At 72.4% G+C, this 13,821-nt stretch carries 11 protein-coding genes; 9 read left to right on the top strand and 2 right to left on the bottom strand.

The window, feature by feature from the left end; translation table 11 throughout:
• Window positions 1-132: 132 nt before the first annotated feature.
• Complete coding sequence (locus Psi01_RS35180) at window positions 133-1,077, bottom strand: aldo/keto reductase (protein ID WP_204068478.1); 945 nt, start codon at window positions 1,075-1,077, stop codon at window positions 133-135.
• A gap of 65 nt (window positions 1,078-1,142) precedes the next feature.
• Here Psi01_RS35180 and Psi01_RS35175 point away from each other — a divergent pair, with 65 nt between their 5' ends.
• The 5 genes from Psi01_RS35175 to mshC all read left to right on the top strand — a co-directional run bounded on the left by Psi01_RS35175 (window position 1,143) and on the right by mshC (window position 5,384).
• The gene (locus Psi01_RS35175; protein ID WP_204068477.1) at window positions 1,143-1,841 is read left to right on the top strand and encodes a histidine phosphatase family protein; all 699 of its coding nucleotides are present in this window, start codon (window positions 1,143-1,145) and stop codon (window positions 1,839-1,841) included.
• Window positions 1,842-1,851: 10 nt separating this feature from the next.
• Window positions 1,852-2,418, top strand: a complete 567-nt coding sequence (locus tag Psi01_RS35170) for a DUF3090 domain-containing protein (protein ID WP_204068476.1) — start codon at window positions 1,852-1,854, stop codon at window positions 2,416-2,418.
• Entirely contained in the window at window positions 2,415-3,176 is a 762-nt protein-coding gene (locus tag Psi01_RS35165; protein ID WP_204068475.1) for an SCO1664 family protein, read from the top strand. Before Psi01_RS35170 ends, Psi01_RS35165 begins: the two co-directional genes overlap by 4 nt.
• 173 nt (window positions 3,177-3,349) lie before the next feature.
• Window positions 3,350-4,072 carry an NRDE family protein gene (locus Psi01_RS35160; RefSeq protein WP_204068474.1) on the top strand — a complete coding sequence of 241 codons (723 nt, stop codon included), beginning with the start codon at window positions 3,350-3,352 and terminating at the stop codon, window positions 4,070-4,072.
• 88 nt (window positions 4,073-4,160) lie between these two features.
• Window positions 4,161-5,384 (top strand): cysteine--1-D-myo-inosityl 2-amino-2-deoxy-alpha-D-glucopyranoside ligase, encoded by a 1,224-nt coding sequence (gene mshC / locus Psi01_RS35155; protein WP_204068473.1) that lies wholly within the window; start codon window positions 4,161-4,163, stop codon window positions 5,382-5,384.
• Between the two features lie 98 nt (window positions 5,385-5,482).
• On the opposite strand, the gene Psi01_RS35150 is transcribed toward mshC, so the two are convergent.
• Window positions 5,483-5,962 carry a peptide deformylase gene (locus tag Psi01_RS35150; protein WP_204068472.1) on the bottom strand — a complete coding sequence of 160 codons (480 nt, stop codon included), beginning with the start codon at window positions 5,960-5,962 and terminating at the stop codon, window positions 5,483-5,485.
• A gap of 236 nt (window positions 5,963-6,198) precedes the next feature.
• Here Psi01_RS35150 and Psi01_RS35145 point away from each other — a divergent pair, with 236 nt between their 5' ends.
• From Psi01_RS35145 to nirB, 4 genes are all read left to right on the top strand, one after another.
• Window positions 6,199-7,521, top strand: a complete 1,323-nt coding sequence (locus Psi01_RS35145) for an MFS transporter (RefSeq protein WP_204068471.1) — start codon at window positions 6,199-6,201, stop codon at window positions 7,519-7,521.
• A gap of 118 nt (window positions 7,522-7,639) precedes the next feature.
• Entirely contained in the window at window positions 7,640-9,775 is a 2,136-nt protein-coding gene (locus Psi01_RS35140; protein ID WP_204068470.1) for a molybdopterin oxidoreductase family protein, read from the top strand.
• On the top strand, window positions 9,772-11,184 hold the full coding sequence (locus Psi01_RS35135; protein WP_204068469.1) for an FAD-dependent oxidoreductase: 1,413 nt from the start codon (window positions 9,772-9,774) through the stop codon (window positions 11,182-11,184). The genes Psi01_RS35140 and Psi01_RS35135 overlap by 4 nt, the downstream gene beginning before the upstream one ends.
• Window positions 11,185-11,303: 119 nt before the next feature.
• Window positions 11,304-13,766 carry a nitrite reductase large subunit NirB gene (gene nirB, locus Psi01_RS35130; protein WP_204068468.1) on the top strand — a complete coding sequence of 821 codons (2,463 nt, stop codon included), beginning with the start codon at window positions 11,304-11,306 and terminating at the stop codon, window positions 13,764-13,766.
• Window positions 13,767-13,821 lie beyond the last annotated feature (55 nt).

The following is a 13,821-nucleotide window of genomic DNA, read 5'->3' as shown; positions in this document are numbered from 1 at the left end:
CTGAATGACAGTTTTGTGTGAAGGTTGAATTTTTCCACGGAAAGTTGCGATTCGGTATCGACTAGTGACACGCGAGAAAGTCTCTCATTCGGCTTTGCCGTTTCTTTCCCATGTCCCCGCGTTCCCGCTCGCCTATTCCGCCGACACGTCGTCCAGCGCCTCCCTGATGGCCACCGGCAGCGTCAGGCCCTCGGTCTCCAGGATCCCGGAGAGCTGGGCGTGGGTGCGCGCGCCCACGATCGCCGCCGACACGCCCGGCTGGTCGCGTACCCACGACAGGGCCACCGACAGCGGCGAGACGCCGAGGCCCTCGGCCGCGGTGGTCACCGACTCCACGACCCGGCGGCACCGCTCGTCGAGGTACGGCGTGACGAAGTCGGCGAAGTGCGGGGTGGCGGCCCGGGAGTCGGCGGGGATGCCGGTGCGGTACTTGCCGGTCAGGACGCCGCGGCCCAGCGGTGACCAGGCGAGCACGCCGGCGCCGACGTGCTCGGCCGCGGGCAGCAGGTCGCGCTCGGGCTCCCTGGCCAGCAGGGAGTACTCGACCTGGGCGGCCACGATCGGCGCCCGGCCGGGGACCGCGCGCTGGCCGACCGCGGCCGCGGCCAGCTGCCAGCCGGTGTAGTCGCACACCCCGGCGTAGGCCGCCCGCCCCGACGACACGATCGCGTCCACCGCGGCCAGGGTCTCCTCCAACGGGACCTCGGGGTCGAACGAGTGGAGCTGCCACAGGTCCACCTCGTTGACCCCCAGCCGGTTCAGGGAGGCGTCCACGGCGGAGATCAGATGCTTCCTGGAGGCGTCGCGGGGCCGCCGCCCGGCGGGGGTGAGCACGGCCTTGGTGGACAGCACCAGCTCCGAGCGCGGGACCGTGTCGCGGATCAGGCGGCCGAGCAGCCGTTCGGCCTCGCCGGCGGTGTAGACGTCGGCGGTGTCGATGAGGGTGCCGCCGGCCTCGGCGAAGGTGCGGAGCTGCGCCGCGGCCTCCTCGGCACCGGTGTCACGCCCCCACGTCATCGTCCCGAGTCCGAGCCGGGACACCGACAGGCCGCTCCGGCCGACATAGCGATGCTCCATGATCCGGCCAGATTACCGCCAGGGTGGTTAAAAATGAGGGAGCCACTGCTGCAAGACTTGGCGTCGTGACGACGCTGCTACTGGCACGACATGGTCTGACCCCTCTCACCGGCCCGGTGCTCGCCGGCTGGACCCCGGGCGTCCACCTCAGCGAGCCGGGCCGAGCCCAGGCCAAGGCGCTGGCCGTACGGCTGGAGCCCCTGGAGCTGGACGCGATCGTCTCCAGCCCGCTGGAGCGTTGCATGGAGACGGCGCAGGCGGTCGCCGAGGGCCGCCCGGTGGAGGTGGTCGGAGACGACCGGTTCGGTGAGTGCCGCTACGGCGAATGGACCGGCCGTCCGCTGGCCGAGCTGGCCAAGGACCCGCTCTGGCCGGTCGTGCAGGCCCATCCGAGCGCGGTGACGTTCCCCGGGGGAGAATCCCTATCCTCGGTGCAGCACCGCGCGGTCAACGCGGTCAGGGAGTGGAACGAGCGCCTGGGGCCGCGGGGGGTCTATCTCGTCTGCAGTCACGGAGACGTGATCAAGGCCATCGTGGCCGACGCCATGGGGCTTCATTTGGATCAGTTCCAGAGGATAACCGCTGATCCGGCCTCTCTCACGGTGATTCGCTACACCCCCTTGCGTCCCTTCGTCCTCAGGCTCAACGACGTGGGCGGAGAAGTCTCGGGGCTTCGTCCTCCGGAGGGTTCGGAGGACGGAGACGGGGGAGAAAACATCACCGGGAGCGATGCCGCAGTCGGCGGTGGATCCGGGACCACGTAAGGTCAGGGCTATGCCGGTGTTCGACTACGACCCACCCGAGAGGTTCGTCGCCGGTGCGGTGGGCCAGCCCGGTTCGCGGGCCTTCTTCCTGCAGGCGCGGGCGGAAGGCCGCCTGACCACGGTCGGGCTGGAGAAATTCCAGGTGGCCGCGCTGGCGGACCGCCTCGACGACCTGCTCGACGAAGTGGTGCGGCGCGGTGGCGAGGTCCCCGCCTCGGCCCCGCCGGGCCTGACCGACAACGCTCCGCTCGACGTGCCGATCACCGAGGACTTCCGGGTCGGCACGATGACGCTGGCCTGGGATCCCGAGGCCTCCCAGGTGGTGATCGAGGCGCAGGAGATCGTGCCGGAGGACGAGGAGTTCGAGCCCTCGCCCCTGGACGAGCCGGCCCTGCTGCGGGTGCGCATCAGCCCCGCCGCCGCCAGGGCCTTCAGCCGCCGCGCCCTGGCCCTGGTCGCCGCCGGGCGCCCGCCCTGCCCGCTGTGCGGGCAGCCACTCGATGCCGAAGGCCATATCTGTGTGCGGCTGAACGGTTACCGGGGTACAAGCGCTTCATCGGGTGGAGGAGGCGGATGAGCGCGGAAAGCGAACCCACGCTGAGTGCGGCGCCCGCGGCCGGTCTGGACGACCAGACGGCGCTGCGGCTGCTGCGGGAGGGGCACATCGAGGTCGCCGGGCGGCTGGTCGAGGCGACCAACATGACGCTCTACTGTTCGATCCGGCTGGGCTCGCTCGCGGCGGCGTGCGTCTACAAGCCGGTGCGGGGCGAGCGGCCGCTCTGGGACTTCCCCGACGGCACCCTCGCCTACCGCGAGGTGGCGGCCTTCGAGGTCTCGGCCGCGACCGGCTGGCGGATCGTCCCGCCGACGGTCTACCGCGACGGCCCCTTCGGGCCGGGGATGTGCCAGCTGTGGGTCGACACCGACCCCGAGGCGGACCTGATGGCCCTGATCCGCAGCCGGCAGCCGGCCCTGCGGCGGATGGCCGTCTTCGACGCCATCGTCAACAACGCCGACCGCAAGGGCGGGCACCTCCTGCCGCTGGCCGACGGGCACATCCACGGCGTGGACCACGGCGTGTGCTTCTCCGCCGACGACAAGCTCCGCACCGTGCTGTGGCAGTGGCGCGGCAAGCCCCTGCCGCGCGAGGCCATGAACGTCCTGGCCCGCCTGGAGCGCGAGCTGGAGGACGGCCGGCTCGGCCGCCGCCTGCGGGAGCTGATCAGCCTCGCCGAGGTCGAGGCCACCTGGGCGCGGGTCCGCAGGCTGCTGGACACGGGCCTGCACCCTCTGCCCTCCCAGGACTGGCCCGCCATCCCCTGGCCGCCGATCTGACCCCGTCCTCTGACCGCCGATCTGACCCCGTCCTCTGACCGCTGAGCCGATCTCCGTCCCCTGGCCGCTGAGCCGGCCCCCGGCCCCTGCCCGTCGAGCTGACGACCCCCGTCTCCTCCCGCACCCCCGGCCCGGCCGGGGGCGGCCGCGGGGCGGGAGGTAGCCTGCCGGGCATGTGCACGGTTGCCGTCAGCATCGATCCCGACGCGGATCTCCCCCTGATCCTGGCCGGAGTCCGTGACGAGTTCGTCGACCGCCCGTGGCTCGCCCCGGCCGAGCACTGGCCCGGGCTGCTCGGCGGGCGCGACCTGCAGGCGGGCGGCACCTGGCTGGCGGTCGACCCCGCGGCCCGACGGGTCGCGGCGCTGCTCAACGGCCACGGCGTGCTGGCCCCCGCCGACGCCCGCCGTTCCCGGGGCGAGCTGCCGCTGCTGGCGGCGGCCCGGGGGAGCCTGCCCGATCTCGACCCCCGCCGCTACGACCCCTTCCACCTCGTGGTGGCCGACCCGGCCGGGGCGAGCCTGTGGCGCTGGGACGGCGTCGAGCTCGGGCGGGAGGAGCTCCCGCCGGGAACCCACATGATCGTCAACAGCGGCTGGGAGCAGGGCGAGGAGAACGAGCGCGTGGCGTTCTTCCGTCCCCTGTTCGCCAAGGCCGCCCGGCCCCGGTCCGCCGGGGCCGGGAACTGGTGGGGGGAGTGGGCGTTCCTGGCCACGGGGGCGGGGCTGGCGACCGAGGACCCGCGGGCGATGATCGTCCGCCACACGCTTCCCGACGGCCGGGTCTTCGCCTCCCTGTCGGTCACGCTGGTCGCCCTGGCCCCCGGCGAGGTGCGGTACGACTTCACCGCCGAACCCCGCGATCCGGCCTCGTTCAGGCGCGTCCTGCCGGAATGATCGGCCCTGCCCCAGAAGTTGTGGTGTATGCCCTGTATTCACCGCCCGGGGCGATTCGGGCGGTCTGTCTGCTGGATAGGCTCACTACATGAGATCGTGGTCTGCGCCGAAGGTCCCTCGGCTTCCTGGTGTCGGTGATCCGCTGCGGCTGTTCGACACCGCCGCGCGGGAGGTTCTGCCCACCCGGCCCGGTCCGGTGGCGCGGATGTACGTCTGCGGCATCACTCCCTACGACGCCACCCACCTGGGCCACGCCAACACCTATCTCGCCTTCGACCTGGTCAACCGGGCCTGGCGGGACGCCGGGCACGAGGTCCACTACACGCAGAACGCCACCGACGTCGACGACCCGCTGCTGGAGCGGGCCGAGCAGACGGGGCAGGACTGGCGGGAGCTCGCCGAGCGCGAGATCGAGCTGTTCAGGACCGACATGGAGGCGCTGCGCATCCTCCCGCCGCGCGAGTACGTCGGCGTCACCGAGGTCATCGACCAGGTCGCCGAGCTGATCGTGCGCCTGCGCGACAAGGGCGCCGTCTACGACATCGACGGCGACGTCTACTTCGACGTCGCCGCGGCCCTCAAGTTCGGCGCCGTCTCCGGATACTCCGAGGAGCGCATGCTCGCCCTGTTCGGCGAGCGCGGCGGCGACCCCGACCGGCCGGGCAAGAAGCACCCGCTGGACTGGCTGCTGTGGCGCGCCGAGCGCCCGGGTGAGCCGTCGTGGCCCTCGCCGCTGGGGCCGGGCAGGCCCGGCTGGCACGTCGAGTGCACCACGATCGCGCTGGCCAACCTCGGCAGCGGGTTCGACGTCTCCGGCGGCGGGTCCGACCTGATCTTCCCGCACCACGAGTGCGGCGCCCATGAAGGCCACATCGTCACCGGCGAGTGGCCGTTCGCCAAGTCCTACGCCCACGCGGGCATGGTCGCCCTCGACGGCGAGAAGATGTCCAAGTCCAAGGGCAACCTGGTCTTCGTCTCCAAGCTGCGCCGGCAGGCCGACCCGATGGCCATCCGGCTGGCCCTGCTCGCCCACCACTATCGCGCCGACTGGGAGTGGACCGCCGACCAGCTGGCCTCCGCCGAGGTACGGCTGGCGCGCTGGCGCTCGGCGGCGGGGCTGGAGACCGGCCCGGACGCCCGGTCCGTGCTCACCGAGGTCCGCGCCCGGCTCTCCGCCGACCTGGACACCCCGGGAATCCTGGCCGTCATCGACGCCTGGGCCGAGCGGGCGCTGTCGGAGGGCGGCACCGACCCGCAGGCGCCCGCCCTGGTAGGCGACATCGCCGACGCCCTGCTGGGCGTCCGGCTCTGAGCCCCGGCCGGCGGACCCGGGCCGGGCTCCGGCCCGGCGGCCCCGGCCCGTGATCCTCCTGCGCCTCCGGTCCCGCCGCTGCGGGACCGGAGCCGTTCTCAGGGGGTGACGGTCTCCAGGAACCGTTCGCGCTCCTCCTGCGGGAGGCGGTCGGTGAACAGCACGCCGTCCAGGTGGTCGGCCTCGTGCTGCAGGACCCGGGCGAGCGTTCCCAGGGCGCGTACGACGACCGGCTTGCCGAACATGTCGCGGCCGCGGGCGGTCACCATGTAGGACCGCTCCAGCGGCCACCACCGGCCGGGGGCCGACAGGCACGCCTCGTCGGCCACGACCCTGCGCTCGGACAGCTCCAGTCGCGGGTTCACCAGGTGACCCGACCGGCCCTCGACGTCGTAGACGAAGACCCGGAGCGGGACGCCGATCTGCGGGGCCGCCAGGCCCGCCCTGCCGGTGCCCGCGCGCACGGTGGCCTGCAGGGATTTCACCAGCCGGCGCAGTTCGCGGTCGAAGGTGGTCACGGAATCGGCTACGGTCCGTAGTGATGGATCGTCGAACAGACGGATCGGCTGGACAGTCACGCGCACTCCCCGAGGTGACGAACCGGCGTCCCGATGATTCCCCGGGACGATCACATTCAACCCCGCCTGGGGACCCGGCCATGTTTCCGGCATGTTGCAACCGTGCGACGTGTGCATTGCTCATTACAGCGGTTAGACACACGTAACCGTGCACCATCACCGTGTGTGAATGTGCGTAACGCCGTCCTCCTAGATTTCGGGACCGAAGCTCCCGGAAAACCGCAGCAGGAGGAACGATGGCGAAGCGCTGGATCAGCGAGTGGAGGCCGGACGACGCGGCCTTCTGGGAGGGGGGCGGCAAGAAGGTCGCCCGCCGGAACCTGATCTTCTCGATCTTCGCGGAGCATCTGGGGTTCACGCTCTGGACGGTCTGGAGCATCGTGACCGTGAAGATGGGCGACTACAGGTTCTCCACCGACCAGCTCTTCTGGATCGTGTCCCTGCCCAACCTGATCGGCTCGGCCCTGCGCATCCCCTACACCTTCGGCCCGGCGAAGTTCGGCGGCCGGAACTTCACGGTGTTCAGCGCCCTGATGCTGCTCATCCCGGCCGTGCTGCTGGCCGTGGCGGTCAGCGATCCCGCCACGCCGTACTGGGTGTTCCTGGTGATCGCCGCCACCGCGGGCCTGGGCGGGGGGAACTTCGCCTCCAGCATGGCCAACATCACCTACTTCTACCCGCAGTCCAAGCAGGGCTCCGCGCTCGGCCTCAACGCCGCGGGCGGCAACATCGGCGTCAGCTCCGTCCAGCTGCTCATGCCGCTGGTCATCGGCGCCTTCGGGCTGGCCGCCGCAGGCCTGTTCTGGATCCCGTTCATCCTGGCCGCCGCCCTCGGCGCCTACTTCTTCATGGACAACCTGACCGTGGCCAGGGCCAACCCGCGTGAGCAGCTGAAGATCGCCGGGCGGGCCCAGACCTGGATCATGTCGCTGCTGTACATCGGCACCTTCGGCTCCTTCATCGGTTACTCCACCGCCTTCCCGCTGCTGATCAAGAGCCAGTTCCCCGAGCAGGCGTCGCTGGTCACCCTCGCCTTCCTCGGCCCGCTCGTCGGATCGCTGATCCGCCCGTTCGGCGGCTGGCTCGCCGACCGGATCGGCGGCTCCCGCGTGACGCTGGTCAACTTCGGCGCGATGGCGGGCGCGGTGGCGCTGGTCTGGCAGGGCCTGGCCCAGCACAGCTTCGTCCTGTTCTTCGCCGCCTACATGCTGCTGATCGCCACGACCGGCGTCGGCAACGGCTCGACCTACCGGATGGTCCCGGCTATCTTCCGGGCCAAGGCCACCGCCGGCCTGGCCCCGGGCACCCCCGCCTACGAGGCCGCCCTGGTGGTCGGCAAGCGCGACGCCTCGGCCGCCGTCGGGATCATCTCCGCCATCGGCGCCTTCGGCGGCTTCTTCATCAACCGCGGCTTCGGCAGCTCCATCGCCGCGACCGGGGGAGCGGGCGCGGCGCTGGCCTCCTTCGCCGCCTTCTACGCCCTGTGCGCGGTGGTGACCTGGGCCTGCTACCTGCGCACCTTCGGCCCGGTGCCGAGCCTGGCCGCCGCCCGCGTCTGAGCCGCCCGCCCCGGCTCACAGCCGGTGGGCGGCGAACGTGAACCCGGTTAGCGGCTTGTAGCACAGCGGTAACAGAAGGGACCCAGCGGTGAAACCGCTCGAAAGCACTATCGGACGCATGCCGACCTCACTTCCCGTCCTGACGCCTGTGAAGGCGCCGACGGCGACGCACTGCCCGTACTGCGCGCTGCAGTGCGGCATGAACGTCGCGGCGGGCAGTGAGGAGAGCGGTGCGGGCGAGACGGTGACGATCACTCCGAGGCAGGACGTCCCGGCCAACGCCGGGGGCCTGTGCCAGAAGGGATGGACCGCCGGTGAGCTGCTCACCGGCGGGCAACGGCTCACCACCCCGCTTCTGCACGGCGAGCCGGCCGGCTGGGACGAGGCACTGGACTACGTGGCCGACCGGATCCGTCAGGTGCAGGCAGAACACGGCTCCGACGGCGTGGCCGTGTTCGGCGGGGGCGGGCTCACCAACGAGAAGGCCTACCAGCTCGGCAAGTTCGCCAGGACCGTGCTGCGCACCAGCCAGATCGACTACAACGGCCGGTTCTGCATGTCCTCGGCCGCCGCCGCGAGCAACCGGGCCTTCGGCATGGACCGCGGCCTGCCCTTCCCGATCACCGACCTCGCCGAGGCGGACGCGGTGCTGCTGGCCGGCGGCAACGTGGCCGAGACCATGCCGCCGTTCCTGCGCCACCTGACCGCGATGCGCGAGCGGGGCGGCAGCCTCATCGTCGTCGACCCCCGCCTCACCGCGACCGCCCGCCAGGCCGACCTGCACCTGCAGCCCACGCCCGGCACGGACCTGGCGCTGGCCCTGGGCCTGCTCCACCTGGCGATCACCGAGGGCCACCTTGACGAGGCGTACGTGGCCGGGCGCACCACGGGCTTCGACGCCGTGCGCACCTCGGTCGCCTCCTGGTGGCCCGAGCGGGTGGAGCGGATCACCGGAGTCCCGGTCGCGCACATGCGCCAGGCGGTGGCGATCCTCGGCGGCGCGGGGCGGGCGGCGATCCTCACCGGGCGCGGCGCCGAGCAGCACGCCAAGGGCACCGACACGGTGACCGCCTTCATCAACCTGGCGCTGGCCCTCGGGCTGCCGGGCCGGCCCGGCTCCGGCTACGGGTGCGTGACCGGCCAGGGCAACGGGCAGGGCGGCCGCGAGCACGGCCAGAAGGCCGACCAGCTCCCCGGGTACCGGAAGATCGACGACCCCGCCGCCCGCGAGCACGTCGCGCGGGTCTGGGGCGTCGACCCGCGGGACCTGCCCGGTCCCGGCCGCTCGGCCTACGAGCTGCTCGACGCGCTCGGCACCGCCGGCGGCCCGCGGGCGCTGCTGCTGTTCGGCTCCAACCCGGTGATCTCGGCGCCCCGCGCCGGTCACGTGACCGGGCGGCTGGGCTCCCTGGACCTGCTCGTGGTCTCCGACCTGGTGATGTCCGAGACCGCGGCCATGGCCGACGTCGTCTTCCCCACCACCCAGTGGGCCGAGGAGGGCGGCACGATGACCAACCTGGAGGGCCGGGTCCTGCTCCGGCGCCGGGCCGTGACCCCGCCGCCCGGGGTGCGCAGCGACCTGGAGATCCTCCAGGGCCTGGCCGTACGGCTGCGCGGCCTGTTCTCCGGCGAGCACGCGTCCGCGGGCGCGGACCCCGCGCGGGCCTTCTCCACCGAGCCGCGCGAGGTCTTCGACGAGCTGCGCCGGGCCAGCGCCGGAGGCGTCGCCGACTACGCGGGCATCACCTATGAGCGGATCGCCGCCGAGACCGGGGTCTTCTGGCCCTGCCCGGCCGAGGACCACCCCGGCACGCCCCGTCCCTTCCTGGACGGGTTCCCCACGCCCGACGGCCGCGCCAGGTTCGTGCCCGTCGAGCACCGGCCCCCCGGCGAGGACGTCGACGAGGAGTATCCGCTGTACCTGACGACCGGCCGGGTGCTGGCCCACTATCAGAGCGGCGCCCAGACCCGCAGGATCGCCGCGCTCAACGCGGTGGTCGACGAGACGTTCGTCGAGGTCCACCCGGACCTGGCCGAGCGCCTGGAGGTCTCGGCGGGTCAGCTCCTGCGGGTGGTCAGCCGCAGGGGCGTGGCCGAGGGCGTGGCCCGGGTCAACCCGGCGATCCGGGCCGACACCGTCTTCATGCCCTTCCACTGGGCCGGGGCCAACCTGCTGACCAATCCCGAGCTCGATCCGGTGTCGCGGATGCCGGAGTTCAAAGTGTGCGCCGTGAGACTGGAGCGTGTCGGATGACCCGGCTGGTGGTGGTGGGCAACGGGATGGCGGGAGCCCGTCTGGTGAGCGAGGTCCGCGCCCGGGACAAGGACGTCCGGGTGACGGTGTTCGGCGCCGAGACGTGGCAGCCCTACAACCGCGTGCTGCTGTCGAACGTGGTGGCCGGGAGCATGCTCGCCGATCAGGTGCGGCTGCTGGACCCCGCCTGGTACGCCGACCATGACGTGACGGCCCGGCCGGGCGTCGAGGTGACGGCGGTCGACCGTGAGGCGCAGGTCGTGATCACCGCCGACGGTGAGCGGGAGCCGTACGACGTCCTCGTGCTGGCCACCGGGAGCGAGGCGATCGTGCCGCCGGTGCCCGGCGCCGGGCGCGCCATCGCCTTCCGGACGCTGGACGACTGCCAGGCGATCCTCGCCGCGGCCGGCACGGCCCGGCGCGCGGTGGTGGTCGGCGGCGGGCTGCTCGGCATCGAGGCGGCGCGCGGGCTGGCCGGGCGCGGGCTCCCGGTGACCCTGCTGCACCTGGCCGGTCACCTGATGGAGCGCCAGCTCGACCCCGAGGCGGGAGTGGTGCTGGGGGAGACCCTGGCGGGGCTGGGCGTGGAGACCCGCACCGGCGTCGTGGTCGAGGAGATCCTCGACGGGGGCGTAAGGCTGGCCGGCGGTGAGACGGTCGAGGCCGACCTGGTGGTGCTCTCCTGCGGGGTCCGGCCGGTGACCGGCCTGGCGGTGGAGGCGGGACTGAAGGTGGCGCGCGGGATCGTCGTCGACGACGAGATGCGCACGAGCGACCCGGCGATCTACGCGATCGGCGAGTGCGCCGAGCACGCGGGCACCGTCTACGGCCTGGTCGCCCCGGCGTGGGAGCAGGCCTCCGTGGTCGCCGACCTGGTCACCGGCGCCGACAAGGGCGCCCGCTACCGCGGGTCGCGCCTGGTGACCCGGCTGAAGGCCAAGAGCGTCGAGCTGGCGGCGATGGGCGAGACGCACGTGGACGAGTCCTCCGACACCTCGGCCGAGGTGGTGCGCTTCAGCCACCGGGCCCGCGGCACCTACCGCAAGCTCGTCATCCGCGACGGCCGCCTGGTGGGGGCCATCCTGCTTGGCGAGACGGCGGCGGTGGGCACGCTCACCCAGCTGTTCGACCGGGGCGGGCCGCTGCCCGGCGACCGGGCGGGGCTGCTGTTCCCCGGCCTGGCCGGGGCGCCGGTCGCCGACAGCCCGGTCCGCATGCCGGACGCCGCCAAGGTCTGCCAGTGCAACAACGTGACCAAGGGCCAGATCCGCGCCTGCTGGGAGTCCGGCGCCCGCGACGTGGCGGCCGTGGCCGCCGCCACCCGCGCCACGACCGGCTGCGGCAGCTGCCGCGACGCGGTCGAGGGCATCGTCGGCTGGCTGTGCGAGCAGGAAGGGGTCTCCGCGTGAACCGGGAGAACATGATTGAGGAGACGGGTATGACGTCCGAGCGGCGAGCCGACGCAGTGAGCGGAGCGTTCCGTGAGGGACGAGCGGGACGCGGAGCGAATGGGGAGGCGAGCGCGACCGTGTCACGCCTGGTTGTGGTGGGGCATGGGCCGACGGCGTCGCGGTTGGTGGAGACGCTGACCGGGCGGGGGTTCGGGGGGACGATCACGGTGCTGGGGGAGGAGCCCCGGCCCGCGTACGACCGGGTGGCGCTGACCTCCTACCTGGCGGGCAAGAGCGCCGAGGACCTGACCTATCCGGTGCCCGAGGGCGTCACGCTGCGGCTGGGGGCCCGGGTCACCGGGATCGACCGGGAGGCGAAGGTCGTCACGACCGCCGACGGGCACGCCGAGCCGTACGACGTCCTCGTGCTGGCCACCGGGTCGAGCCCGTTCGTGCCGCCGGTGCCGGGCAGGGACCTCGACGGCTGCTTCGTCTACCGGACCATCGACGACCTGGACGCGATCCGGGAGGCCTCGCAGGACGCCGTGTCCGGGGTGGTCATCGGCGGCGGGCTGCTCGGCCTCGAGGCGGCCGACGCGCTGCGCGGGCTGGGCCTGGCGACGCACGTGGTGGAGATGGGCGGCTGGCTCATGCCCCGCCAGGTGGACGAGGGCGGCGGCGCGGTGCTGCGCGGCCACATCGAGAGCCTCGGGCTGAACGTGCACACCGGGGCCGGGGTCAAGGAGATCGTCGCCGGGCCGGACGGCCGGGTGAACGGGCTGGTCAAGCCGGACGGGGAGACGATCGAGACGCAGGTGGTGGTCTTCTCCGCCGGCGTGCGCCCGCGCGACGAGCTGGCCAGGGCCGGCGGCCTGGACGTCGGCGAGCGCGGCGGCATCGTCGTGGACGACGGGATGCGCACCAGTGACCCGGCGATCTACGCGGTGGGGGAGTGCGCCCTGCACGAGGGCATGGTCTACGGGCTCGTCGGGCCGTGCTTCACCATGGCCGAGGTCGCCGCCGACCGCATCCTCGGCGGCGAGGCGGCCTTCGCCCCCGTCGACATGTCCACCAAGCTCAAGCTGCTGGGCGTGGAGGTGGCCCAGTTCGGCGCCATGGACGGCGCGCTGGACGTGACGTTCATGGATCCGGTCACCGGCGTCTACCAGAAGCTGTTCGTCAGCGACGACGCCCGCACCCTGCTCGGCGGGATCTGCGTCGGCGACGCGGCGCCGTACAACACGCTCAAGCCCTTCGTCGGCCGCGAGCTGCCGGGCTCGCCCAGCGAGCTGCTGTTCACCGGCGGCCCGTCGAACATGGACCTGCCCGACGACGCGCAGGTCTGCTCCTGCAACAACGTGACCAAGGGCCGGATCTGCTCCGCCATCGCGGACGAGGGCCTCACCGACGTGGCGGGGATCAAGTCGTGCACCCGCGCCGGCACCGCCTGCGGCAGCTGCGTGCCGATGCTCAAGCAGATCCTGATCAAGTCCGGCGTCGAGGTCTCCAAGGCTTTGTGCGAGCACTTCGCCTACAGCCGGGCCGAGCTGTTCGACATCGTCCGGGTGCGCGGCATCACGACCTTCTCCCAGCTCATCGCCGAGCACGGCACCGGACGCGGCTGCGACGTCTGCAAGCCCACCGTGGCCTCGATCCTGGCCTCGCTCGGCAACGGCCACATCCTCGACGGCGAGCAGGCGGCGCTGCAGGACACCAACGACCACTTCCTGGCCAACATCCAGCGCAACGGCACCTACTCGGTGGTCCCGCGCATCCCCGGCGGGGAGATCACCCCCGACAAGCTCATCGTGATCGGCGAGGTCGCCCGCGACTTCGGCCTCTACACGAAGATCACCGGCGGGCAGCGGATCGACCTGTTCGGGGCGCGGGTGGAGCAGCTCCCGCTGATCTGGAAGCGCCTGGTGGACGCGGGCTTCGAGTCCGGGCACGCCTACGGCAAGGCGCTGCGCACGGTGAAGTCCTGCGTCGGCTCGACCTGGTGCCGGTACGGCGTGCAGGACTCGGTGGGCCTGGCCATCGCCCTGGAGCTGCGTTACCGCGGGCTGCGCTCGCCGCACAAGCTGAAGTCGGCCGTCTCCGGCTGCGCCCGCGAGTGCGCCGAGGCCCGCGGCAAGGACTTCGGGATCATCGCCACCGAGCAGGGCTGGAACCTCTACGTCGGCGGCAACGGCGGCTTCACCCCGCGGCACGCCGACCTGTTCGCCTCGGACCTGTCCACCGACGAGCTGATCCGGGTCATCGACCGGTTCCTGATGTTCTACATCCGCACCGCCGACCGGCTCCAGCGCACCTCGGTGTGGCTGGAGAACCAGGGCCTGGACTACGTCAAGGAAGTCGTGCTGGAGGACTCCCTGGGCATCTGCGCCGAGCTGGAGGCGCAGATGGAGCGGCACGTGGCCGGCTACGCCGACGAGTGGCGCGCCGTGCTGGAGGACCCGGAGCGGCTGCGGCGCTTCGTCTCCTTCGTCAACGCGCCCGGCACCCCGGACCCGTCGATCTCCTTCGAGCCCGAGCGCGACCAGGTCAAGCCGGTCCTGATCCCGCTGGAGACGGTCCGCCTGGAGCCGGCGCGCTCCTGACCCCGGCCACGTCCGGGACCACCGCAGTCATAACAGCCACCCCGGCCACAACAGC

Source organism: Paraplanobispora siamensis, from assembly GCF_016863175.1.
Classification (GTDB): Bacteria; Actinomycetota; Actinomycetes; order Streptosporangiales; family Streptosporangiaceae; genus Planobispora; species Planobispora siamensis.
Note: the sequence above shows the minus strand (reverse complement) of the source record. Positions and strands in the feature narration are given on the sequence as shown.